The sequence below is a fragment of the Tritonibacter sp. AK171 genome (assembly GCF_030127025.1).
Classification (GTDB): domain Bacteria; phylum Pseudomonadota; class Alphaproteobacteria; order Rhodobacterales; family Rhodobacteraceae; genus Epibacterium; species Epibacterium mobile.
In genome coordinates this window covers 1,518,403-1,542,931 of record NZ_CP126134.1, presented here as the reverse complement: position 1 = coordinate 1,542,931, position 24,529 = coordinate 1,518,403, and the positions used below count along the sequence as shown (strand labels likewise).

Sequence of the window (24,529 nt, the reverse complement as noted above, 5' to 3'; positions counted from 1 at the left end):
TTTGCCTCAAACTACATGATGATGAGGCTAAGTTTCAAACCTTACCGGAGTCTGACACCGAAACTTTAAACAATCTGATATACAGGTCAGTACTTATGACCTATTATCTGGTCAAAATGCTAGCAAGTCATGGTTGAGGAGGACCGGATGAGCACGCAAAAGATCTCGCTCAATGACCGTTACGATCTGGAAAAGACACCAATTTTGCTAAACGGGACTCAGGCGCTGGTGCGTTTGATGCTGATGCAAAAGGCCCGTGATGTGGCTGCGGGGCTGAACACGGCTGGTTTGGTCACCGGGTATCGCGGCTCGCCGCTTGGTGCGGTTGATATGCAAATGAAGCGCGCAGAGAAGCTGCTGACGCAATCTGACGTGACGTTTCAATACGGTCTGAACGAGGATCTCGCCGTCACCGCGCTCTGGGGGGCGCAGCAGGCGGAAATCCGCGGTGAGGGCAAATACGACGGCGTCTTTGGTCTGTGGTACGGCAAGGGGCCGGGGGTGGACCGCTCTGGCGATGCGCTGCGCCATGCCAATATGGCGGGGTCTTCGAAACACGGTGGCGTGCTGGTTGCCATGGGCGACGATCACACCGGTGAAAGCTCCACCGTGCTGCATCAATCCGAATGGTCCTTGCTGGATTGCTACCTGCCGATTGTCAGCCCCGCAGGCGTACAGGAAATTCTGGATTACGGCATCTATGGTTATGCTTTGTCACGGTTTTCCGGCCTATGGGTTGGCCTCAAGACGATGAAGGATACGATTGAGGTCACGTCCGTGGTGGATGGCGATCCGAACCGGATTGCGCTGAAGACACCGGACATCGATCTGCCCGCCGATGGTTTGAACATCCGCCTTGACGATGACCGCTTTCGTCAGGAAGACCGCATTATCGATCATAAACGGTTCGCGGCTGAGGCCTTCAGCCACGCCAATAAGATGGACAAACGGGTCTGGGGTAAACCCGGTGCCAAGATTGGTTTCGTCGCCGCCGGTAAGAACTGGTTGGATCTGGTTCATGCGCTAAGCCTTTTGAATATCGATGAAAACATGGCCGAGCGTCTGGGCATCACCACGTATAAAGTGGGCCAGACATGGCCGATGGATATGAAAGGCTTTAACGCTTGGGCTGAGGGGCTGGACCTGATCGTGGTGGTCGAGGAAAAGCGCAAGCTGATTGAGATCCAGATCAAGGAAGCGATCTTTGACGACCGGCGCGGGCGTCGGGTTTATGGCTGGTACAAGGGCGGTGCGGGCACCATGCACCGCGAGGAACTGTTTCCAACAAAATACGCGCTCGACCCGATCATGATTGCGGAAAAACTGGGCAATATCCTGATCGAAGAAGGCCGCGACGCCGAGGCGATCCGCGCGGGTCTGGCGCAGCTCGATGATGCGAGACGGGCTGACAATGCCGAGGAAATCGCTGCGCGTCTGCCGTATTTCTGTTCCGGCTGCCCGCATAACTCCTCCACCAAATTGCCGGATGGCGCGCGCGCTTACGCGGGCATCGGCTGTCACTTTATGGTGCAGTGGATGGACCGCGAGACGGTCGGCTTTACCCATATGGGCGGTGAGGGTGCCAACTGGATCGGTGAGGCACCGTTTTCCAAAAGACGCCATGTTTTTCAAAACCTTGGCGATGGAACTTACAACCACTCTGGGGTGATGGCGATCCGCGCAGCACTCGCCGAGGGCACCAATATCACTTATAAGATCCTCTATAATGATGCGGTGGCGATGACCGGTGGCCAGCAGGCCGAAGGGGGGCTCACGGCGCATCAGATCGCGCATGAATTGACCGCGATGGGGGTGAAGACCATCGCCGTGGTCTATGACGAAAAAGAAGACGTGGACGCCAAGCTGTTCCCAAGCGGCATGCGGATGCATGAACGAGCAGACCTGATGAAGGTTCAGCGTGAGTTCGAGGATGTGGAGGGGGTTTCGGCCATTATCTACATCCAGACCTGCGCCGCAGAAAAACGCCGCCGCCGCAAAAAGGGCCTGTTCCCGAACCCGGATCAACGGGTGTTCATCAACTCTGACGTCTGCGAAGGCTGCGGCGATTGCGGCGTGCAATCCAACTGCGTCTCCATCGTGCCGAAAGAGACCGAACTGGGCCGCAAACGGGCGATTGATCAATCCAGCTGCAACAAGGATTTCTCTTGCGTCAACGGGTTTTGCCCGTCGTTCCTCAGTATTGAGGGCGCTAGGATCAAGAAGAGCGCAACCGCCAGTCTGGAGCTGCCGGATCTGCCCGAGCCGCAATTGCCCGCGATCGACGGCACCCATAACGTGGTGATCACCGGCGTTGGCGGCACCGGCGTTGTGACCATCGGCGCGGTACTGGCGCAGGCGGCGCAGATTGACGGTAAGGGCGCGGGCATGATGGAAATGGCGGGCCTCGCTCAGAAGGGTGGCGCGGTGCATATCCATTGCCGCCTTGCCAATCGTCCCGAAGACATCAGCGCCATCCGCGTGGCCACCGGCGAGGCGCATGCGCTGATCGGCGGTGATCTGGTGGTGAGCGCGGGGGCGAAAACCCTTGGCCTGACCTCCACCGGGCGCACGGGCGCGGTTGTGAACAGCCATGAAATCATCACCGGGGAATTCACCCGAAATACGGATTTCTCCTTACCAAGCGATAGGTTGCAGGTCGCCCTTCAGGCGCGATTGCGGGACCGGGTGGACCTGTTTGACGCGTCGGAACTGGCGCGTGTCAGCATGGGAGATTCGATTTTCTCCAACATGATGGTCTTTGGCGCGGCGTGGCAGCGGGGTCTGATCCCGGTGAGCTTTGATGCGATCAAACAGGCCATTGCGCTGAACGGTGCGGCGGTTGAGAAAAACCTGCGTGCCTTTGATATTGGTCGCTGGGCGGTGCTCTATCCGGAGGATGCTGAACGCCTCTTGACGCCCAGCGTGGTGCAGCTGCCAAAATCGCTTGATGATAAGATCGCCTATCGCCGCGCACGCTTGGTGGAATATCAAGGAAAGCGGCTGGTGAAACGCTACGACAAGCTGCTGAGCAGCATCTCTGATGTGCGACTAAAGGAAGCTGTCGCAAAGGGTTATCACAAACTCCTGACCTATAAGGACGAGTATGAGGTTGCGCGACTTTTGCTGAGTAGTCGGGAAAAAGCCGAAGCGGAGTTTGAGGGCGATTTGAAGATTTCCTACAATCTCGCACCGCCTATCTTGGGTGGCAAGGATGCCAATGGTCGCCCCAAGAAGCGCAAATTTGGCCCAAGCACGGAGCGGCTGTTCCGTATCCTCGCCAAGCTTAAATCCCTGCGCGGTACGCCGCTTGATCTCTTTGGCTACACAGCCGAGCGCAAGATGGAGCGCGCACTCATCAAGCAATATGAGGCCGACATGAAAGCGTGGCTGCCCAAAGCAGAGAGCGTCGATAGGGATGCGCTTGTGGCCTTGGCGGAGCTGCCGCTGCAGATCCGCGGCTTTGGCCCTGTCAAGCGAAAGAGCGAACAGCAAGCCGCCAAACGGCGCGAGGAATTGCTGATCGCGCTCAAACAGGGGCCAGATGCGCTGAAATCAGCCGCTGAATAAGGCAGGATGCGCCACTCAGGTTTTGAGTGGATGTCATGAATGTGTTACCAAGGCTGGGCTAAATGCGCGCCCAGCCTTAGGTAGGCCGAGGCCTGTCATTCAGGCATAATATTCTTGTCTTTACGGAGATCACAAAGACATGCTTGAGCGTCGCCATATCGCGCGCGATATTTCCTATTCCCACTCCGCCGAGACGCGGCCGGGTCGGATCATGATCCGCCTGATGGAAAACACCACCGGTCGTTTGCGGCTGATAAAGCGCGCCAAGGGCTATGATTCCGAGGTGGCCTCGGGGCGCAGTTTTTGGGACGTGATCGTCGAACGCTACGGTCTCAGCCTTGATGTGGTGGGTGGCAGTCTCGACAATATCCCGCGCGACAAGGCGGTGATCCTGATCGCAAACCATCCCTACGGTATCCTTGATGGGCTGATGATGGGGCATATCCTGTCGCGCACGCGGGGGGATTTTCGCATTCTGGCGCATCAGGTGTTTCGCAAGGCTGAGGATCTGAACAAGGTGATCCTGCCGATCGATTTTTCTGAAACCAAAGAGGCGATGAAGGTCAATCTGCAAACACGCAAGGATGCGCTCGATTACTTGGGGCAGGGTGGCGCGATTGGGATCTTTCCGGGCGGCACAGTCTCTACGGCGTCCAAACCCTTTGCCCATCCGATGGATCCGGGTTGGCGCGGCTTTACCGCGCGGATGGTGGCCAAATCCGATGCGGTTGTGGTGCCATTGTATTTTGACGGCCATACCTCGCGGCTGTTTCAGATTGCCTCGCATCTGCATTACACGCTGCGTATGGGGCTTCTGATCAAGGAGTTTCGAAAGCGCGTTGGCACCCCGGTCCGGGTGGTGGTCGGCGACCCGATTGGCCGTGATGTGCTGGACCCGCTGGCCAAGGACTCCAAAGCAATGATGGATTTCCTGCGCAAAGCCACGTATGAGCTGTCTCCAACACCGCTCAAATCCTATGACTACGGGTTCGAGTTCGAAGAAAAACACCGGGCCTGAACGGGTCCGCACACCCAAAGGCAGTGTGACATGGCAGTTGGTATTTTTGATTCCGGTCTTGGTGGTCTCACGGTTCTGGATGCGGCGCAAAAGCGCCTGCCGGATGTGGATTTCCTCTACTATGGCGACAACAGCCACGCGCCTTATGGGGTGCGCGATGCCGAAGATATCTATCAGCTGACCCACAAGGCCGTGCACGACATGTGGAATCGCGGCTGCAATCTGGTGATCCTTGCCTGCAACACCGCCTCGGCGGCGGCCCTGCGGCGGATGCAGGAGGCGGGCGTGCCCGAGGGTAAGCGGGTGCTTGGCGTGTTTGTGCCCTTGATCGAGGCGCTGACCGAACGCCAGTGGGGCGACAATTCGCCCCCGCGTGAGGTGGCCGTGAAACATGTAGCGCTGTTTGCAACCCCCGCCACCGTGGCAAGCCGCGCGTTCCAGCGCGAGCTGGCGTTCCGCGCCATTGGCGTCGACGTCGAAGCGCAGGCCTGCGGCGGCGTTGTTGACGCCATTGAAGAGGGCGACATGATCCTGGCTGAGGCGCTGGTCAAAAGCCACGTCGACGCGCTGTTGCGCAAGATGCCCCGTCCCGAGGCGGCGATTCTGGGCTGCACCCATTATCCGCTGATGGAGGACATCTTTCAAAAGGCGCTGGGGCCGGATGTGCAGGTGTTCAGCCAGGGCCGTCTGGTGGCTGACAGCCTCGCGCATTATCTTGAGCGTCGTCCCGATATGATCGGCGGCGGTGCCGCAGGCTATCTGACCACCGGTAATGCCGGGCGTGTCAGCAGCCGCGCGACGCAGTTCTTGCGACGAGAAATCACTTTTGACGCGGCCTGAGGGGTTATACCCTCACGTCCAACCTGATTTCCTGTCTGCGACTGACGCAGGCCCTACTGACACATGAACAATTCGAGGTCTCGACATGACCCATAACGTGGCAATCCTTGGTGCGTCCGGCTACACCGGCGCAGAACTGATCCGGCTGATTTCTCAGCACCCAAACATCACCATCAAAGCCCTCGCCGCCGAGCGCAAGGCGGGCATGGAGATGGCAGATGTGTTCCCGCATCTGCGTCATCTTTCGTTGCCAACCCTTTGCAAAATCGAGGAAATCGACTTTTCGCAGATCGATCTGTGTTTCTGCGCGCTGCCGCACAAGACCAGCCAGGAGGTGATCGCCAAACTGCCCGGTGATCTGAAAATCGTTGATCTTTCGGCGGATTTCCGGCTGCGCGACCCTGACGCCTATCAAAAATGGTACGGCAACCCGCATGCGGCGCTGGAGCAGCAAAAAGAGGCGGTCTATGGCCTCACCGAATTCTACCGTGACGAGATCAGATCGGCGCGGCTGGTGGCGGGTACAGGTTGCAACGCCGCAACCGGGCAGTTCGCCCTGCGGCCGCTGATCGCGGCGGGCGTCATTGATCTGGATGAGATCATTCTGGATATGAAATGCGCGGTCTCCGGCGCCGGGCGTGCGCTCAAGGAAAACCTGCTGCACGCGGAACTGAGCGAGGGCTACAACGCCTATGCCATCGGCGGCACCCACCGGCATCAGGGCGAGTTCGATCAGGAATTCTCTCTGCTGGCGGGGCGTCCCGTGCAGGTTCAGTTCACACCGCATCTGCTGCCCGTGAACCGGGGAATCTTGGCGACCACCTATGTCAAGGGCGATGCGCAAAAGATCTATGAGACCTTTGCGAAGGCCTATGCCGATGAGCCCTTTGTCGAGCTGCTGCCCTTTGGTGAGGCCCCCTCGACCCATCACGTGCGCGGCTCCAACTTCGTTCATATTGGGGTGACGGGGGATCGCATCGACGGGCGGGCGATTGTCATCGTGGCGCTTGATAACCTGACAAAAGGTAGCAGCGGTCAGGCCTTGCAGAATGCGAACCTGATGTTAGGTGAAGAGGAAACAGCCGGGCTGATGATGGCACCGCTGTTCCCTTGAACAAGAGGTCCAGATGAAGTCCCTGAAGAAGCAGCGGCGAATCCAGATCATAGCGCTTGCAACCGTGGCCCTGATCGGGTCCACGGCGCTCATCGGATATGCGATGCGCGATGGCATCAACTACTTCCGCTCGCCCAGTCAGGTGATGGAGACGCCGCCCGAACCGACCGAGACCTTCCGCATCGGTGGTTTGGTCGAAGAAGGCAGCCTGCAACGCGGTCAAGGCGAGGCGGTGCTGTTTTCCGTGACCGATGGCGGGGCCAGCGTGCCGGTGACCTTTACCGGGGTGCTGCCGGATCTGTTTGAGGAAAATCAGGGCATGGTGGGCACCGGGCGTTATGTCAACGGTGTCTTTGAAGCCTCTGAAATCCTTGCAAAACATGATGAGACCTACATGCCCAAGGAAGTCGTGGATGCCCTAAAGGAACAGGGTGTCTATCGCGAGGACGAGAGCTGATTTTCTCTCGGCATGTCTCTGGTTTTATAACGCGCCCGGCGGTCTTCGCACGGGCGCGTTGCGTATCTGGCGCACGCCGCCCGCACCTGATCTCAAGGTCCGAACGCTAGTCTTCCTGCCAGTTCCCGATTGGAGGATCTTGCATGGATGTCGCAAAAATCGCCCGAGAGATTGTCGCCCGTGAAGGTGGCTATGTGGATGACCCCGATGATCCCGGCGGGGCGACCAAACATGGGGTCACCATTCACACGCTGCGCCAGCTTGGCCTCGATCTGACCGGTGACGGCGCGGTGGATCGGCGTGACGTCAAGGCGCTGGATCGCGCGCAGGCCGAAGAAATTTTCCTGCGCGAATACTTCCGCCGCCCACGTCTGCATCTGCTGCCAGAGCCGCTTCAGGCCAGCGTCTTTGACATGCATGTCAACGCGGGCGCTAACGCCGTGCGCATCCTGCAAGAGCTTTTGTGCGAGATGGGCTATGACCTGCGGGTTGATGGCGCCATGGGGCCGCAGACGGCCAAGGCGGCGCAGGCCGCGGGGCAGGTCAATATGGAGGCACTGGTCAATGCCTATGGGATTGCGCGCCGGAACTACTACTTCGAACTTGCGGATCGCCGCCCGCGCAGCCGCAAATATGCCCGCACCCGCGCAGGCGGCAAGGGCGGCTGGATTCGTCGTGCCGAGGAATTCATCGCGCCGCGCTATCACATGACCCCGGCAGAGTTTCAGTCCCGCACAGCGCATTGGTCGTGAAGGAGGTTCCATGTTTTCATCACTTTGGGAGATGCTCTTTGGCAATCGGCGCAATGTGATCCGCGAGACCGCAGAGGTCTTTCGCGAAAACAGCGAACAGGCGGCGGTGCGGGCGCATGACCTGCAAGGCGCAGCACTGGCGCAGTTCGCAGCCGAATTTGCAGGGCAGAAAAGCGGCTTTGATCGCTTCATGGATGGGGTCAACCGTCTGCCGCGTCCGATGCTGGCGCTGGGGACGCTGGGGCTGATGGTTGCGGCGATGGTGGACCCGCTGTGGTTTGCAGCCCGCATGCAGGGTGTTGCGCTAGTGCCCGAACCCCTGTGGTGGCTCCTGGGGATCGTGGTGTCGTTTTACTTTGGCGCGCGCAGTCAGGCCAAGACACAGGCCTTTCAGGAGGGCATTGCACGCAGTCTTGCGCGGGTGCCGCAGGCGGTCGAGAATATCGAGCAGCTGAAAAAAGTCTCGCAATCCTCTGATAACAAAATAGAAAATGAAAGTGCTGATAATCCGGCGCTCGTGGAATGGCATCAAAATCGCGGCGCATGAAGCCCACCCCCTGCGGCGCGGGGACGCGGGCGAATGTGATTGGCGATGATCTTTGAGACGGATATAGAAGCAAGTATGATTACAGAGCTCGGTCACTTCGCCCTCATCCTAGCCTTCATGATCGCCATCGTTCAGATGGTCGTGCCCCTAATTGGCGCGCACAACCGCTGGCCCGGATGGATGGCCGTCGCAGAACCCGCCGCACAGGCGCAGTTTCTGTTCACCGCCTTTTCCTTTGGCGCGTTGATGTGGGCTTTTGTGACCTCGGATTTCTCGGTGCGGCTTGTGGCGCTCAACAGCCATTCCGCCAAACCCATGCTCTACAAGATTTCCGGCACATGGGGGAATCACGAGGGCTCCATGTTGCTGTGGGTGCTGATCGTGAGCCTCTTTGGCGCCACGGCCTCGGTGTTTGGTGGTGGCTTGCCGCCGACACTGAAGGCCCGCGTGCTAAGTGTGCAGGCGGCGATTGGCGTGGCGTTTTTCGGCTTTATCCTGTTTACATCCAACCCGTTCCTGCGGCTGGTAAATCCGCCTTTTGACGGGCAGGATCTGAACCCGCTGCTGCAAGATCCGGGCCTCGCCTTCCATCCACCATTTCTATACCTCGGCTATGTGGGCCTCTCGATGGCGTTTTCCTTCGCGGTCGCGGCCCTGATTGAGGGGCGTGTCGATGCGGCATGGGGGCGCTGGGTGCGGCCTTGGACCTTGGCGGCGTGGATCTTCCTGACCATCGGCATCGCGCTGGGATCGTGGTGGGCCTATTATGAGCTCGGCTGGGGGGGCTTCTGGTTCTGGGATCCGGTCGAGAACGCTTCCTTCATGCCGTGGCTTCTGGCGGCGGCTCTGCTGCATTCGGCCATCGTGGTGGAAAAGCGCGAGAGCCTGAAGAGCTGGACGATCCTCTTGGCGATCCTCGCCTTTGGGTTCTCGCTCATCGGGACATTTATCGTCCGCTCTGGATTGCTGACCTCGGTGCATGCCTTCGCCAATGATCCGGAGCGCGGCGTGGTGATCCTTGCGATCCTTGCTGTTTTCACCGGCGGCGCGCTCTTGCTCTTTGCACTGCGCGCTCAGGCGATGGAGGCCAAAGGTGTCTTCTCCATGGTGAGCCGCGAAAGCGCGCTGGTGGCCAATAACCTGTTGCTGGCGGTGAGCTGCTTTGTGGTCTTTGTTGGCACGCTTTGGCCAGTGGTGGCCGAAATGGCGTTTGACCGCAAACTTTCCGTTGGTGCGCCGTTCTTTGATGCGGCTTTCCCACCCTTCATGGTGGCGCTTGGGGTGCTGTTGCCGATTGGTGCGATGCTGCCGTGGAAACGGGGCAAAGGGGCCAAGACGCTCTGGACCCTGCGCTACGGGATTGCGCTGGCGCTGGCGGTTGCCGGGCTGGCGTGGACGATGCAAACCGAAAAGAGCCTGCTTGGCCCGGTTGGCGCGATGCTTGGTGCGTGGATCGTCAGCGGAGCGGCAACGGATCTGTTGCAGCGGGCAGGGCGCTCTGACCGCCTGTCGCGTCTGATGCGTCTGCCGCGCGCGGATTGGGGTAAGGCCGTCGCCCATGCGGGGCTTGGTGTGACCATCTTTGCCATCGCGGGACTCACGGCATGGCAGACCGAGGACATCCGTGTCGCCAACCTGAATGAGCCCTTCCGTGTTGGCTCTTACGATATGGTGCTGACCTCGGTCGAAGAGGGGCGCGGCCCCAACTATTTCACCACTATGGGCGTGGTTGAGGTATCGCGGAACGGCAGCAAGGTGGCCACTCTGCGGCCTGAAAAGCGGGTATACCCAGTGGCGCAGATGCCCACCACCGAGGCGGCGATTGATTACCGGTTCACCCGTGATCTTTATGTGGTGTTGGGCGATGCGCAGGACAGCGGCGGCTTCACCATGCGCACCTATATCAAACCCTTTGCCAACTGGATCTGGGGGGGCTGTCTCCTGATGGCGCTTGGCGGATTGCTAAGCCTCTCAGATCGCCGGTTCCGCGTCGCCGCCGGTGTACGCAAAGCCCCCGCGCGGGGAGTGCCCGCCGAATGATACGTTTCATCAAGGCAAGTCTTGCAATTCTGCTCCTTAGCCTGTCGCCTGTTTATGCGGTGCAGCCGGATGAGGTGCTGGACGATCCGGTGCTGGAAGAGCGCGCACGCACCCTCTCGGAAGGGCTGCGCTGTCTGGTGTGTCGCAATGAAAGCATCGATGAATCCAACGCCGATCTGGCCCGCGACCTGCGCCTGTTGGTGCGCGAGCGTCTGGTGGCGGGAGACAGCGATGAAGAGGCCGTAGACTTCATCGTGGATCGCTACGGCGAATATGTGCTGTTGAAACCGACCGTGCGCGGGGCCAACTGGATTCTCTGGGCGGCGGGACCGGTGATGCTGGTGCTGGCGCTGCTGATCGCACTTTTGTATCTGCGCAAACGCGCCACGGCGGCGGGCGGGGCAGAGTCCAAAGGCCTGACAGAGGAAGAAGAGGCGCGCCTCAAGGAAATCCTCAAGGACTGACATCTGTTAGCGAGACGCGGGCGGATTGCCTCGATCTACACATTTTGCTAAAGAGAGCTTGGTCCGCAGTTCACCAAGGCTCCGCCACGCGCTAAACCTGCGTTACACATCATGTCATTGGACTCCTGATCGGGGTGCCTTTGGACAAGGGCGGACATCCGTATGGCCTGAGCCATGCCCGGCATCCTGAGATATATGGAGGACATGATGTCCAAGGATGTGATCCGCCTGACCATTTCTGATGTGTCAGATTTTGCCAAACAGCTGCGCAATGCCCTCACCGAGGCACCAGGCCATGTGGAGATGCTGAACCATGTGGCCCGCGCCGCGGGGTATCGCAATTTCCAGCACCTGCGCAGTCAGAACCCGCCCACGCCAGAGATTGACCACAAGCGCATCGCGCGGGCGGCGCGCTATTTCGACAGTCGTGGACGTTGGGAAAGCTGGCCGACAAAACGCGGGGTGCGCGAGCTGTGCCTCTGGGTGATCTGGGCGCGACTGCCGGCCCGGGAACGCTGGAGCGAGCGGCAAATCTCGGCGCTGATTGACGAGCACTGCAGCTTTCACGATGCGGCTCAGATCCGGCGCAGCCTGATCGAGATGCAGCTTTTGACCCGCAATCGCGATGGGTCGGACTATGCGCGGGTGGAAACACCGATGGATGCACATGGCGCGGCGCTGCTGTCCTTGCTCGCAGAGCGGCAGAAAACGCAAGAAAAGCCACAGATTGCCTGACGCGGCGTTTGTCTTTTCGCAGGCGGATGCTTAGGTCAACATGCGCATAACTCGAACAGGGATATTTCACGCATGGACTACCGCGACATTCAGTATTCGCTTGCAGACGGGTTGGCGACCGTGACCTTGAACCGCCCGCAGAGCATGAATGCGCTCACCAGCCAGATGCGGGCGGAGATCACCCATGCGATGAAAGCGGCCGCAGCCGAGGCGCGTGCGGTGGTCCTGACCGGGGCGGGCAATGCGTTTTGCACCGGTCAGGATCTTAAAGATGCATCCTCCAGCGGCAACCAAATCGATCTGGAGCGCACCCTGCGCGATGAATATACCCCCATGCTGGAGGCGATCTACAACTGTCCGGTGCCAACGATTTCTGCGGTAAACGGACCCGCCGCTGGTGCAGGCGCCAATCTGGCACTGGCTGCGGATGTGGTGATCGCCAATGAGAGTGCCTATTTCCTGCAGGCCTTTGCCAAGATCGGGCTGATGCCGGATGCAGGTGGGACGTGGTTCATGCCGCGCCAGATGGGACTGGCCAAGGCGATGGGGGCGGCACTGTTTGCGGATAAGATCTCGGCCCGTCAGGCCAGCGACTGGGGCATGATCTGGGAATCGGTGCCTGATGCGGAGTTTGCGGCGCATTGGCGCGCGCGGGCATCCTATCTGGCCAGCGGGCCGTCAAAGGCCTTTGGCGCAATCAAGCAAGCACTGCGCCAATCCACCAACAACAGCCTGCCTGATCAATTGTCACTGGAGGCGCATTTGCAGGGCGAATTGGGCCGCAGTCGGGATTTTATGGAAGGCGTCACCGCCTTTGTGGACAAGCGCAAACCGGATTTTGAGGGGCGCTGAGCCACCTTTTATGACACAACGAAAAATTATGACACAACGAAAAAGCCGCCCCGATTGAGGGCGGCTTTTGTTTTGAAATCAGGCGTGTGGATCAAGCCGGAACCAAGCGAACATTGGATGCCAAATCAAAGCCTTCAGCCGCGTTTTCGAGGTAGGCAACAACCTCGCCATTCACGGTCACTTCGATATCGGATGTCCCGTCGGAATTAACGACACGGGTATAGTCCAAATCCGGTGCTCTGCCGGAAAATTCATAATACACAACCTCGTCTTCCACGTCGAAGTCACGAATGATGGCAGCCTCTCCGGCGTCCATCCAATCGCCAAGCCGATACTCGTCCACGCCGCTACCGCCTGTGAGGATGTCACCCGCACCGCCGATCAGCGTATCGTCGCCATCGCCGCCGGTCAGGACGTCGCTCTCGCCATCGTCTTCAATCGCGAGGCCAAGTTGGCTTGGTGCGCCGCCCTCAAGGAACATTTGACGCAATGTAATCGAGGAGGAGCTTGCTGGGTCGATCAGCATATCCCCACCATTCAACAGATCATTACCAGCACCGCCATCAAGCGTATCGGCTCCGGTGCCGCCATAGAGACCGTCAGAACCATAGCCACCGCTGAGGCTATCGTTGCCTTCGTCGCCGGTGAGGAGATCCTGACCGAGACTACCGTTCATGGTGTCGTTGCCTTCGCCCCCGCGCAGCACATCAATGCCGCCGCCGCCGGTCATCCGGTCATCGCCTGATCCACCTTCGAGAATATCGGCATCCGCGCCACCAGAGATGAAGTCATCGCCAGCGCCGCCATAGAGATCGTCGGTTCCTTCGCCGCCGTACAGGTCATCATCCCCGTTCTCGCCGTGGAGCGCGTCCGCCCCTTCTTCGCCGTTGATGGTGTCATTGCCATCACCACCAAAGCTGCGGTCATCCCCTTCACCGAGCGAAATAAGATCCCGCCCTTCGGTGCCGTCAAGTGGTTCGCCTTCTGAGGTCCCGTTCAAGATGTTATCGGGGGTGTTATCCTCGTTGAGGTCATCCCCATCATCATCCAGCGCGATGAACGCGCCCACAACGGCAAGCGTGCCGATCATTGCAAGCATCAACATTGGTTTACTCCACTGGCCTATTCGCAAATCCGGCCGGTTCAAGAAAAATCAGTGCCCAGATCCACCGCGTAGCTGCGGCATGGCTGGCAAATTCATGAATTGTTTACGGCAAAACTCTGATGCGCGGACAATTTTATGCTTCATTTAAGAAAACGAAAAGTTTCCAAACTGACAACAATCGCTTCGAATTGATAATTCGGAATGTGTGAATGTGTTTGTTTTCAGTACTTTAACGAATTGCGCCGCCCGAAGAGATCGGGCGGCGCGGCGTACAGATTACCAAATGTAATCAGCGGTTTTCGATATCGACGTAATCGCGCTGTGTCTCACCGAGATACAATTGGCGCGGACGGCCGATTTTGTTCTGCGGATCACCGATCATTTCTTTCCACTGGGAGATCCAGCCGACGGTGCGCGACAGCGCAAAGATCGGGGTGAACATGGAGGTCGGGAAGCCCATCGCCTCAAGGATGATGCCCGAGTAGAAGTCCACGTTCGGGAACAGTTTCTTCTCGATGAAGTAAGGATCGTTGAGCGCGGTTTGCTCCAGTTCCTTGGCAACCTGCAGGAGCGGGTTGTCCTCCACACCCAGAAGCTCCAGCACCTCGTCGGCGGATTGCTTCAGCACCTTGGCGCGCGGGTCGGTGTTTTTGTAGACACGGTGACCGAAGCCCATCAGGCGGAACGGATCGTTCTTGTCCTTGGCGCGCGCGATAAACTCAGGGATGCGATCAACCGAGCCGATTTCCTTGAGCATCTCAAGGCAGGCTTGGTTGGCACCACCATGTGCGGGACCCCAAAGGCAGGCGATGCCAGCGGCGATACAGGCGAACGGGTTGGCACCCGAGGAGGACGCCAGACGCACGGTCGAGGTTGAAGCGTTCTGTTCGTGGTCCGCATGCAGGGTAAAGATGCGGTCCATCGCACGGCTCAGGATCGGGTCGACATTGTAGTCTTCTGCCGGAACCGAGAAACACATGTGCAGGAAGTTCGCGGCATAATCCAGATCATTGCGCGGATACACAAACGGCTGGCCGATGGAGTATTTATAGGCCATCGCCGCGATGGTCGGCAGTTTCGCGATCAGACGAATGGCCGCCACTTCGCGTTGCCACGGATCGGCGATATCGGTGGAATCGTGGTAGAAGGCAGACATGGCACCAACAACACCCACGAGGGTTGCCATCGGGTGTGCGTCACGGCGGAAACCACGGAAGAAGTTGTGCATCTGCTCGTGGACCATGGTGTGACGGGTCACACGGGTCTCAAAATCCTCAAGCTGGGTCGCGGTCGGTAGCTCACCGTAGAGCAGCAGATAGCAGACCTCTAGGTAATGGGATTTACCCGCCAATTGGTCGATGGGGTAGCCACGATGCAGCAGGATGCCTTCGTCACCGTCGATATAGGTGATGGTGCTGTCACAGCTCGCGGTCGAGGTGAAACCCGGATCGTAGGTGAAAACTCCGGCCTGCGCGTAGAGTTTGCGGATGTCCAGAACATCAGGCCCTGCAGACGGCGAGAAGATGGGAAGATCGTAAGTCTCACCATTCAGGCTGAGCTGGGCAGTTTTCTGTGTATCGGTCATAGATGTCCCTTCCTGTTACAGGCGCAGAGAGGGCGGGTGGCCCGTCCCGCGCAGCGGGGCGCCCGCGTCATTGGCGACGCAGGCGCAGTCCTATACGAACGGGCTTACCCAGACCTTAACGACAGATCTTTTGCGGGCGCTTAGCCTGTTACGTCCTTGAGCCGGGCCAGTGTTTCCTCGCGGCCCAAGCAAATCATCATATCGAAGACCGAAGGCGTTACCGCGCGGCCTGCAAGCACGGCCCGAAGGGGGCCAGCCAATTTGCCAAACTTCGTGTCTTTGGCCGCGGCAAATTCATTCAGGGCGGCCTCTAGTTCGTCTCGCGACCAGCTAGCATTTTGCAGATGCGGCGTCAATTCGCCCAGTATACCAAGGGATACTGAATCGAGTGCTTTTTCTGCCTTTGCATCGCGATCCAATGGACGTGAAGTAAGCACAAAATGGGCTTTTTCAAGGAGTTCAGGGAAAGTCTTTGCCCGGTCCTTGAGGCAGAACATAGCGCGTTCCAGCCCTTGTGACTGTACGTCACTTAGCGCGGGCTGACCTGCGGCCTCCAGATAGGTCTCAATCTCCTGCCGCAATGCAGCATCCTCAGCAATTGCAATATGTTGGCCGCAGAGGTTCTCCAGCTTCTTGGTGTCAAAGCGGGCAGGGCTTTTGCCGATTCCGCTCAGGTCGAACCATTCTTTGGCCTGCGTATCGGTGAAAAATTCGTCATCGCCATGTGACCAGCCCAGACGCGCAAGATAATTGCGCATGCCCGCCGCCGGGTAGCCCATGGCCTGATATTCCTGCGCCCCGAGTGCGCCGTGGCGTTTGGAGAGTTTTTTACCGTCAGAGCCATGAATAAGCGGGATATGGGCATAGACCGGGACATCCCAGCCCATGGCCTCGTAGATCATCATCTGACGGGCGGCATTCATCAGGTGGTCATCACCGCGGATCACATGGGTCACACCCATATCGTGATCGTCCACCACCACGGCCAGCATGTAGACCGGCGTGCCATCCGAGCGCAGCAGGATCATATCGTCCAGTTGCGCATTTTTGATGGTCACATCGCCCTGAACCTCGTCGCGGATGGTGGTCTCGCCATCTTTGGGAGCCTTGATGCGGATCGCAAAAGGCGCGTCAGGGTGCTCAGATTCGGGGGTGTCGCGCCACGGCGAATGAAACAGGGTCGATTTGCCCTCGGCCTTGGCGGCTTCGCGAAAGGCCGCGATTTCATCCTGTGTGGAGAAACATTTGTAGGCCTTACCCTCGGCGAGCAGCTGATGGGCGACCTCGGCGTGACGGGCGGCACCTTCAAACTGGCTTACCACCTCGCCGTCATGATCCAGACCCAGCCACGCCATGCCCTGCAGAATGGCGGCAGTGGCTTCGGGGGTGGAACGCGCCCGGTCGGTGTCCTCAATGCGCAACAGGAACTTGCCGCCACGTCCGCGTGCATAGAGCCAGTTGAACAGCGCGGTGCGGGCACCGCCGATATGCAGAAAGCCGGTGGGCGAGGGAGCGAAGCGGGTGACGACCGGTTGGGACATGTGGGGCATTTACCTTTTGGAAACCTTGAGGGTTCAACGTTTGACGCCTGTGTACCGAGCCAGAAGGCAGGGAGCAAGCGTGCGCATCTCAGGCGCTCTTGATGCAATGCTACAGGCCCAGCGGGGACATCTGTTTCCCTGGGTTCCGGTGTGTTTTGGCCTTGGGATCGGGCTCTATTTTCTCGTGTCGAACGAACCAACTCTGCAGATTTATGCAGGTGTTCTTGTGGTCTCGTTGGTGCTTGGTTTTTGCGCGCGGCGCGGTGACGGTCTGGGGCTACTGGCGGGGGCGCTGGTCCTGATCGGTATGGGCTTTTGCTACATGGGACTGAGGGCGCATCAGGTGAGTGCGCCTGTGCTGACGTTTCGCTACTATGGTCCCGTCGAGGGGCAGGTTCTTTCGGTGGATCGTTCGGCCTCGGACGCAATGCGGATCACGCTGGGGCAGGTGCGTCTAAGGGATATGTCACCTGCGCGCACGCCAAATCGGGTGCGGATCTCACTGTTCGACGGTGCCCCACCAGAGCCGGGATCATGGGTGATGACCACCGCGCATCTGTCCCCGCCGCAAGGTCCGGCAGAGCCGGGAGGGTTCGATTTTCGGCGGCACGCATGGTTTTTAGGGCTTGGGGCGGTCGGCTATAGCCGGGTGCCCGTTTTGCACAGTGGCCCGCCAGATGCATTGCCGGTGGCCACCATCCGGGCGCGGTTCTCCGATTGGGTGCGCGCTTCGATGCCGGAGCGGACGGGCGGCGTTGCAACCGCGCTCATCACCGGAGATCGTGCCCATGTGCCAAGACATGTGACCGAAGATCTGCGCGCCAGCAACTTGGCGCATCTTCTGGCCATCTCCGGGCTGCACATGGGCCTGTTTGCTGGCGTAATCTTTGCCAGCCTGCGCCGAGGTTTTGCGCTTTGGCCCAGAATCGCGTTGCGATGGCCGGTCAAGAAAATCTCTGCCGCCGTCGCACTGGTCGCAAGCTTTGGCTATCTGCTGCTGTCCGGGGCCAATGTCGCCACCGAACGGGCGTTCTTGATGGTGGCGGTGATGCTGGTGGCGGTGCTGATGGACCGGCGCGCGATATCCGTGCGGGCGGTTGCCTTTGCGGCGGTGCTGGTTCTGCTGCGCCGCCCCGAAAGCCTGCTGAGCGCCGGGTTTCAGATGAGCTTTGCTGCGACACTGGCGCTGGTGGTGGTGTTTCGGGCGGTGCAGCCGATGTTTCGACCGGGACGCGGCGGTCACTTGGGAGGCGCGCTGCGCTGGATTGGGGCACTTGTGGTGTCGTCGCTGGTGGCGGGCGTGGCGACAGCGCCATTTGGCGCGGCCCATTTCAACATGGTCTCGCATTACGGGCTGATTGCGAATCTCGCGGCCGTACCTGTGATGGGCGCGGTGGTGGTGCCGGGCGCGGTTCTGGCGATCTGCCTTGCGCCTTTTGGGGGCAGCGCGGTTGGATTCTGGATCATGTCACAGGGGATCAGCTGGATTTTGACCGTCGCCGACACTGTCGCCGGTTGGCCCGGTGCCCGCGGTCAGGTGGTCGCGCCAGAGCCGTGGATGTTACCGGTGCTGGTCATGGGCGCGTTGCTGGTGCTGCTGTGGCAGGGGCGGTTGCGCTGGGTTGGACTTGGGCCCATCGGCGTGGCTCTGTTCTTCTGGCCGTCTTCGCCGCGACCCGTGGTTCTGATCTCGGCCGATGGTGGCTTGGTTGGGGTCATGACATCAGAGGGGCGCGCCCTGTCTCGACCGCGCGGCAAGAGTTTTGTCGCGGGGATCTGGCTGGAAAACGACGGCGATGGCGCGGATCAGGTCGAGGCCTTTGATCGCGTGCCCGCACGACAACAGGGAAAGGTGCAGACGTTTCAGGCCGTTGAACGCCATTTTGTGCATGTCTTGGGCAAAACCGGGTTGAGCGAATGGCAAATGAGCTGCGCGCCATATGAGGTGATCGTGCTCTCCGTAGAGGCTGAGGCCCCAGATGGGGAATGCCTCTGGCTCACCCCGAAAGCGCTGCGCGACACAGGCAGCATCGCCTATACGCAGCGGGGCGAAATGATCACAGCCAAAGCGGGCGCGCGCCGCCTGTGGTCTGCGCGCTAACCAAAGACGCCCGGCAGCAACAGTGCAGTCGGGCGTTATGTAGTGTTTTGGGGTGATCGTTTGGATCAGTAGGTACGGATCAGACCAACAAGGCGCCCCTGCACCTTAACCTGATCCTCGGAATAGCTGCGGGTTGGATAGGCCGGGTTGGCGGCATGCAGCTCAATCATACGGCCCTTACGCTCGTAACGTTTGAGCGTCGCCTCATGCCCCTCAACAAGCGCGACGACGATATCACCGTTATCAGCCGCGTCCGTTTCACGAATGACCACCACATCGCCATCATTGATGCCCGCATCGATCATTGAATCGCCGCGTACCTCCAATGCGTAATGCTGACCTGCGCTGGACAACATGGCATTGGGCACGGCCACATGGGCGGAGGCTTGGCTGATCGCCTCAATCGGCACACCGGCGGCAATGCGCCCCATCACGGCGAGTTCTGTGGCGCCGTTGTCCGCCACGGGTTTTAACTCCGCTTTTGGAGCGTTTTGATCTTTGCCGCCTGCAATAACCTTGGGCTGGAAACTATCTGCATTGCCGCCGAGGCTGTCGGGCAGGCGGATTACCTCAATCGCGCGGGCGCGGTGAGCGAGGCGACGGATAAAGCCGCGTTCCTCAAGCGCTGTAATCAGGCGGTGAATGCCGGATTTGGAGCGCAGATCGAGCGCGGTTTTCATCTCGTCAAAACTGGGCGGGACGCCGTCCTTTTGCAGACGCTTGTGAATAAACTCCAAAAGCTGAAGCTGCTTTTTCGTCAGCATAGCTGTCCCCTCTGCACGATGCCTTTTGTTTATGTTCTATTCATGTTCCCGTTTTGTGTCAACGGTTCCGATCATAATGAGAACATAAAATGCTCCATCAAGTGGCAGTAGAGGCTAGGTTTTCTGCTGAGTGCGCCGTTGAGTACACCGCGTGGAGGCTCAGATTGCGAGGTAATCTACACGCTCGCCGACATCGCGGGCAGGGTCGTGCGGCGGCCGCACGATCAGTGCTTCGGCCTGTGCTAGAACCGAGAGCAGAGAGCTGTCCTGACTGTCAAAGGCCTGCAGGCCCGCGTCCTTCCACACGGCACGCATATAATGCTGGCGTGGGCCATTGGCGGGCAGAGGGACTGCAAGCGGTGCGCTCATCAGGTTCTCTGCTGCTGTTGGGAGACCCAGCATGGCAAAGAGCATCGGCACCACAAAGACCTGACCACAGATCACGGCAGAGACCGGATTGCCCGGCAGCCCGACCATCGCGCCGGTGCCAAAGCGCCCCGCCATCAGCGGTTTTCCGGGGCGCATCGCAACCTTGTAGAACGCACGGTCCATCCCGAGGCTTTCGGCCACACCCGCAACCAAATCGTGATCACCGACCGAGGCACCGCCTATGGTCACGATCAGATCTGCATCATGTGCCAACCCAAAGGCGGTGCGCAGCGAGGCATCGGTGTCGCGCGCGATCGGCAGCATGCGCACCTCGGCACCGTGCTCTTCGAGCATCGCCTTGAGGCCAAAGGTGTTGGAGACGATGATCTGATCCGGGCCGGGGGGGTCGCCGGGCATCACCAACTCGTCTCCAGTGGACATCAGCGCCACCACGGGGCGACGGCGCACCGGCACCTCCGCGATGTTCATCGCCGCCAAGAGCGCGATATCAACAGGGCGCAGAAGGCGAGGAGCATCGACTGTTTGTCCGGCCCGAAAATCACGGCCCCGGTCGCGGATATTGGCATTGCCCCCCGGATCATCGGTGATGGTGATGAGGTCGCCTTTACGATCAACGTCTTCTTGAATGACCACAAAACTCGCGCCTTCCGGCACCGGCGCTCCGGTAAAGATCCGCACCGCCTGACCGGCACCAACCCGGCGCTGAAATCCATGTCCGGCAGCGGCCTCGCCGATCACCTTGAACATTGCATGCAGTTCCACCTCATCGGCGTTCACTGCATAGCCATCCATGGCGGAGGCATCAAAAGGTGGCTGATCGCGCCCTGCGGTGACGGGCTGTGCCAACACACGGCCCGCCGCTTGCGCCAAGGGGACAGTTTCCACATCTACGGCAGAGACAAGATCAAGCAGCGCGGCGCGGGCCTCAGAGACGGAGATCATCGGTTACGCCTCGTAACGACCGGATTTACCGCCGTCTTTCAACATGACGCGGATGCCGCCGATTTCCATTGCCTTATCCGCCGCCTTGGCCATGTCGTAAACCGTAAGACAGGCGGTAGAGACTGCCGTCAGGGCCTCCATCTCTACGCCGGTCTGGCCGGTGGTTTTGACGGTGCCCTCAACACGCACGCCCGGAAGATCAGGGTCGAGGGTCAGCTCTACTGCGACCTTTGTGATGGGCAGTGGATGACAAAGCGGGATCAGCTCGGCGGTTTTCTTGGCCCCCATGATCCCGGCCAGACGCGCCACAGAAAGGACATCGCCCTTCTTGGCGCGGCCCTCGGCGATGGTCTCATAAGTGGCTTTCGCCATTTTGATATGACCTTCGGCCACGGCGATCCGTGCGGTCACATCCTTGTCGGAGACGTCCACCATATGGGCGTCGCCCTTTTGGTCAAAATGCGTGAGCGACATGGCACAGGCCTCCTTGTTTAGACTGTGGGAACCAGCGGATTGGCCAGCAGGTCACGGGTGGCCGTGGTTACATCGTCCTGACGCATCAGGCTCTCACCGATGAGGAAGCTGCGCGCACCATAGCGGGCCATATCAGAGAGATCTTCGGGCGTGAACAGGCCGCTTTCGCAGACGATTGTGCGATCCGGCGGCACCATGCGCGACAGGGTCCGGGTGGTGTCGAGCGTGGTCTCAAAGGTCTTGAGATTGCGGTTGTTGATGCCCATCAGGCGTGACTTCAGGTGACAGGCGCGCTCCAGTTCCTCTTCGTTGTGGACTTCCAGCAGCACATCCATATCCCACTCAAAGGCGCAGGCTTCCAACTCTGCGGCTTGTGCATCGCTGACAGAGGCGAGGATGATCAGGATACAGTCGGCCCCAAGCGCGCGGGCCTCGGCGACCTGATAGGTGTCATACATAAAATCCTTGCGCAAGCAGGGCAGATCGCAGGCGGCGCGGGCCTCTACCAGATAGTCCTTGGCGCCCTGAAAACTCGGCGTGTCGGTCAGCACCGACAGACAGGTTGCCCCGCCGTCGGCATAGGCTTTGGCAAGCGCGGCGGGATCGAAATCAGCACGGATCAAACCTTTGGAAGGGCTGGCTTTTTTGATCTCGGCAATCAGGCCATAGCCTTCGTGGGTGGCCTGCTGCAAACGATCTGCAAATCCGCGCACAGGATCAGCGGCACGGGCCTCATCCTCGACCTCTGCCAACGGTTTGGCGGCCTTGTCGGCAGCGACTTCTTCGAGTTTGTAGGCTTTGATTTTATCGAGGATGGTCTCAGACATCGAAGTGGCTCCCTTGAGAAGTGCGTGGGGCGGCCCACGTGATAGGCGGCTCGCCGCGCGCGGTGAGCCAGTCGTTGATCGCGGAGAACACGCGGGAGCCAAAAAAGCCCCGACGTGCCGACAGCGGCGAGGGGTGGGCGGTCTTGACGATCAGGTGATCGCCGGGGCGAATGTGGCTTTCGAGCTTCTGCGCTTGATTGCCCCAGAGGACATAGGCCGTTGGGCGGCGAGAGCTATGATCCAATACCTGATGCGCAAGTTCCTGCCAGCCGAGTTTCTTGTGGCCATTGGCATCGCCCGCAGGCACTGAGAGCACCGTATTGAGCAAAAGCACGCCCTGCGCGGCCCAAGGGCGCAGATCGCCGGTGTCGGGGCAACAACCGATGTCGTCGCGCATCTCCTGATAGATATTGCGCAACGATCGGGGCAGGGGTGTCACATCTGGCTCGACCGAAAAGGACAGCCCATGGGCGTGCCCCGGCGTGGGATAGGGGTCCTGACCGAGGATCACAACGCGGGTGGCCTCTGGCGGGGTCAGTTCAAGTGCGGCAAAACGCTGATGCGCAGGCGGCAGGATCTGACGCGTGTCTTGTGCGAGCTTTGCCTCGATCAACGGCCAATGCGTCTGAAAGAACGGCAGGTCCGCCCAGCCCCCAACCGCAGGTCGCAGGGCTGAGGCGTGGTCTTGCGGGGCCATCAGGCGGCCTCCGAAGTGATCCGTGCAACCGCCGTGACCTTGCCAAGGGCCGCACCGCTGTCGATGCTCTCAGCGGCACGTTCCGCGCCTTCCTTGAGCGAGGAGACTGTACCTGCTACCACCTGCGCGGCAGCAGAATTGAGCAGCACCGCGTCACGATAGGCGGAGGGTGCACCGTTCAACAGCGCGCGAAACGCCTCGGCATTCTCGGCGGGGGTGCCACCCACGATCGCCTCAAAGGGATGTTCGGGCAGGCCGGCTTCTTCGGGATGGATCTCGAATTCGGAAATACTGCCGTCTTCACCAAGCCCCGCAACCCAGCTGACGCCGGTGATGGTCAGTTCGTCAGTGCCATCAGAGCCATGCACCAGCCATGCCTTTTCAGAGCCAAGCTGCTGCAACGTCTCCGCCATCGGGCGGATCAGGTCGCGGCTAAAGGCCCCGGTCAGCTGGCGTTTGACATCCGCCGGATTGGTCAGCGGGCCGAGGATGTTGAAAATCGTCCGCGTGCCCAGTTCCTGACGGGTGGGCATCACATGGGCAATCGCCGGGTGATGCATCGGCGCCATCATGAAGCAGATGCCCGCCTCTTTCAGTGATTTTTCAACCACTTTCGGGCCGACCATCACCTGAATGCCCATCTCGGTCAGCGCATCTGCCGCGCCGGATTTCGAAGACAGATTGCGATTGCCGTGTTTGGCGACCGGCACGCCTGCGCCCGCCACCACAAAGGCCGTCGCGGTGGAGATATTTAGCGTGCCCTTGCCATCGCCACCGGTGCCGACAATGTCCATCGCTCCCTGAGGCGCGGTGACCTTGTTGCATTTGGCGCGCATCACGGCGGCCGCGGCGGCATATTCATCCACCGTCTCGCCCCGGGTGCGCAGGGCCATCAGAAGGCCGCCGATCTGGCTTGGGGTGGCCTCGCCATTGAACAGCGCGGCGAAGGCGGTTTCGGCTTCGGTACGGGTCAGGGCGCGATCTGCGGCCAGACCGATCAGAGGTTTCAGCGCATCACTCATGCCGGGACCTTCATCTCATTCAGGAAGTTCTGCAGGAGCGCATGCCCATGCTCGGAGGCGATGGATTCCGGGTGGAACTGAACGCCGTGGATGGGCAGCTCTTTGTGCTGCAGGCCCATGATGGTGCCGTCTTCCAGCTCTGCGGTGATCTCCAGACAGTCCGGAAAGCTCTCACGCTCCACCACCAGCGAGTGATAGCGGGTGGCATCAAACGGCGACGGCAGCCCCTTAAAGAGACCTTTGTCGGTGTGATGCATCTTGCCCATCTTGCCATGCACGATCTCGTGGCAGCGCACCACATTGCCCCCAAAGGACTGACCGATGGTCTGATGACCAAGGCAGACGCCCAACAGCGGCGTGCGGGTTTCGGCGGCCGCTTCGGTGAGCGCAAGGCAGATGCCCGCCTGATCGGGATCGCAGGGGCCGGGGCTCAGCAGGATGCCGGAGGGCTTCATCGCCATGGCTTGCTGCACATCCAACGCATCGTTTCGCCAGACCTCGATCTCGGCGCCCAGCTCGCCAAGATAATGCACGAGGTTGTAGGTGAAGGAGTCGTAGTTGTCGATAAGCAGCAACATCTTGGGACGCTCTTTTAAGGGTGGCGGGCGGGGGCCGCGCCGCAGTATAGTGTGTGGCACCATACATGTTCAGGGATGCGCGGCAGCGTCAAGGGCACATCCGGACTGACGCGCGTC

22 protein-coding genes are annotated in these 24,529 nt (G+C 59.8%); 12 read left to right on the top strand and 10 right to left on the bottom strand.

Annotated elements, in window-relative coordinates:
* Positions 1–147 precede the first annotated feature (147 nt).
* The 11 genes from QNI81_RS07320 (at position 148) to QNI81_RS07270 (ending at position 12,386) form a co-directional block, all read left to right on the top strand.
* Positions 148–3,567 carry an indolepyruvate ferredoxin oxidoreductase family protein gene (locus QNI81_RS07320; protein WP_283967835.1) on the top strand — a complete coding sequence of 1,140 codons (3,420 nt, stop codon included), beginning with the start codon at positions 148–150 and terminating at the stop codon, positions 3,565–3,567.
* A gap of 139 nt (positions 3,568–3,706) precedes the next feature.
* Positions 3,707–4,585: a lysophospholipid acyltransferase family protein gene (locus QNI81_RS07315; RefSeq protein ID WP_283967834.1), complete on the top strand. Its 879-nt coding sequence runs from the start codon at positions 3,707–3,709 to the stop codon at positions 4,583–4,585.
* A 30-nt stretch (positions 4,586–4,615) separates the two neighbouring features.
* Positions 4,616–5,425, top strand: a complete 810-nt coding sequence (locus tag QNI81_RS07310; RefSeq protein ID WP_283967833.1) for a glutamate racemase — start codon at positions 4,616–4,618, stop codon at positions 5,423–5,425.
* Positions 5,426–5,510: 85 nt separating this feature from the next.
* On the top strand, positions 5,511–6,539 hold the full coding sequence (gene argC / locus QNI81_RS07305) for an N-acetyl-gamma-glutamyl-phosphate reductase (RefSeq protein ID WP_114963588.1): 1,029 nt from the start codon (positions 5,511–5,513) through the stop codon (positions 6,537–6,539).
* 13 nt (positions 6,540–6,552) lie between these two features.
* Entirely contained in the window at positions 6,553–6,996 is a 444-nt protein-coding gene (gene ccmE, locus QNI81_RS07300) for a cytochrome c maturation protein CcmE (RefSeq protein WP_114963589.1), read from the top strand.
* Between the two features lie 143 nt (positions 6,997–7,139).
* Complete coding sequence (locus QNI81_RS07295) at positions 7,140–7,748, top strand: holin-associated N-acetylmuramidase (RefSeq protein WP_283967832.1); 609 nt, start codon at positions 7,140–7,142, stop codon at positions 7,746–7,748.
* 10 nt (positions 7,749–7,758) lie between these two features.
* Entirely contained in the window at positions 7,759–8,295 is a 537-nt protein-coding gene (locus tag QNI81_RS07290; protein ID WP_283967831.1) for a holin family protein, read from the top strand.
* 75 nt (positions 8,296–8,370) lie between these two features.
* Positions 8,371–10,335 carry a heme lyase CcmF/NrfE family subunit gene (locus tag QNI81_RS07285; protein WP_009178976.1) on the top strand — a complete coding sequence of 655 codons (1,965 nt, stop codon included), beginning with the start codon at positions 8,371–8,373 and terminating at the stop codon, positions 10,333–10,335.
* The gene (locus QNI81_RS07280) at positions 10,332–10,799 is read left to right on the top strand and encodes a cytochrome c-type biogenesis protein (protein WP_283967830.1); all 468 of its coding nucleotides are present in this window, start codon (positions 10,332–10,334) and stop codon (positions 10,797–10,799) included. The genes QNI81_RS07285 and QNI81_RS07280 overlap by 4 nt, the downstream gene beginning before the upstream one ends.
* 174 nt (positions 10,800–10,973) lie before the next feature.
* Entirely contained in the window at positions 10,974–11,534 is a 561-nt protein-coding gene (locus QNI81_RS07275) for a DUF2087 domain-containing protein (protein ID WP_283967829.1), read from the top strand.
* 72 nt (positions 11,535–11,606) lie between these two features.
* Positions 11,607–12,386: an enoyl-CoA hydratase-related protein gene (locus QNI81_RS07270; RefSeq protein ID WP_126137067.1), complete on the top strand. Its 780-nt coding sequence runs from the start codon at positions 11,607–11,609 to the stop codon at positions 12,384–12,386.
* 91 nt (positions 12,387–12,477) lie between these two features.
* Here QNI81_RS07270 and QNI81_RS07265 read toward each other — a convergent pair whose 3' ends face one another.
* The 3 genes from QNI81_RS07265 to gltX form a co-directional block, all read right to left on the bottom strand.
* Positions 12,478–13,491 carry a calcium-binding protein gene (locus QNI81_RS07265; RefSeq protein ID WP_283967828.1) on the bottom strand — a complete coding sequence of 338 codons (1,014 nt, stop codon included), beginning with the start codon at positions 13,489–13,491 and terminating at the stop codon, positions 12,478–12,480.
* Positions 13,492–13,780: 289 nt separating this feature from the next.
* Positions 13,781–15,076 carry a citrate synthase gene (gltA, locus tag QNI81_RS07260; RefSeq protein ID WP_065323989.1) on the bottom strand — a complete coding sequence of 432 codons (1,296 nt, stop codon included), beginning with the start codon at positions 15,074–15,076 and terminating at the stop codon, positions 13,781–13,783.
* A gap of 140 nt (positions 15,077–15,216) precedes the next feature.
* On the bottom strand, positions 15,217–16,617 hold the full coding sequence (gene gltX / locus QNI81_RS07255; protein WP_283967827.1) for a glutamate--tRNA ligase: 1,401 nt from the start codon (positions 16,615–16,617) through the stop codon (positions 15,217–15,219).
* Positions 16,618–16,696: 79 nt separating this feature from the next.
* Between gltX and QNI81_RS07250 the strand changes: the two genes are divergently transcribed.
* Positions 16,697–18,718, top strand: coding sequence for a ComEC/Rec2 family competence protein (locus tag QNI81_RS07250; protein WP_283967826.1), 2,022 nt, complete (start codon positions 16,697–16,699; stop codon positions 18,716–18,718).
* 65 nt (positions 18,719–18,783) lie between these two features.
* On the opposite strand, the gene lexA is transcribed toward QNI81_RS07250, so the two are convergent.
* The 7 genes from lexA to QNI81_RS07215 form a co-directional block, all read right to left on the bottom strand.
* Entirely contained in the window at positions 18,784–19,482 is a 699-nt protein-coding gene (lexA, locus tag QNI81_RS07245) for a transcriptional repressor LexA (protein WP_065323992.1), read from the bottom strand.
* Positions 19,483–19,641: 159 nt separating this feature from the next.
* Positions 19,642–20,814, bottom strand: coding sequence for a molybdopterin molybdotransferase MoeA (locus QNI81_RS07240; RefSeq protein ID WP_283967825.1), 1,173 nt, complete (start codon positions 20,812–20,814; stop codon positions 19,642–19,644).
* Positions 20,815–20,817: 3 nt separating this feature from the next.
* Complete coding sequence (moaC, locus tag QNI81_RS07235) at positions 20,818–21,288, bottom strand: cyclic pyranopterin monophosphate synthase MoaC (protein WP_283967824.1); 471 nt, start codon at positions 21,286–21,288, stop codon at positions 20,818–20,820.
* Between the two features lie 17 nt (positions 21,289–21,305).
* Complete coding sequence (gene trpC, locus QNI81_RS07230; RefSeq protein WP_009178999.1) at positions 21,306–22,115, bottom strand: indole-3-glycerol phosphate synthase TrpC; 810 nt, start codon at positions 22,113–22,115, stop codon at positions 21,306–21,308.
* Positions 22,108–22,812, bottom strand: a complete 705-nt coding sequence (locus tag QNI81_RS07225) for a uracil-DNA glycosylase (protein ID WP_283967823.1) — start codon at positions 22,810–22,812, stop codon at positions 22,108–22,110. The genes trpC and QNI81_RS07225 overlap by 8 nt, the downstream gene beginning before the upstream one ends.
* Entirely contained in the window at positions 22,812–23,834 is a 1,023-nt protein-coding gene (gene trpD / locus QNI81_RS07220; protein ID WP_283967822.1) for an anthranilate phosphoribosyltransferase, read from the bottom strand. Before trpD ends, QNI81_RS07225 begins: the two co-directional genes overlap by 1 nt.
* Positions 23,831–24,412, bottom strand: a complete 582-nt coding sequence (locus QNI81_RS07215) for an anthranilate synthase component II (RefSeq protein ID WP_283967821.1) — start codon at positions 24,410–24,412, stop codon at positions 23,831–23,833. Before QNI81_RS07215 ends, trpD begins: the two co-directional genes overlap by 4 nt.
* Between the last annotated feature and the right edge of the window lie 117 nt (positions 24,413–24,529).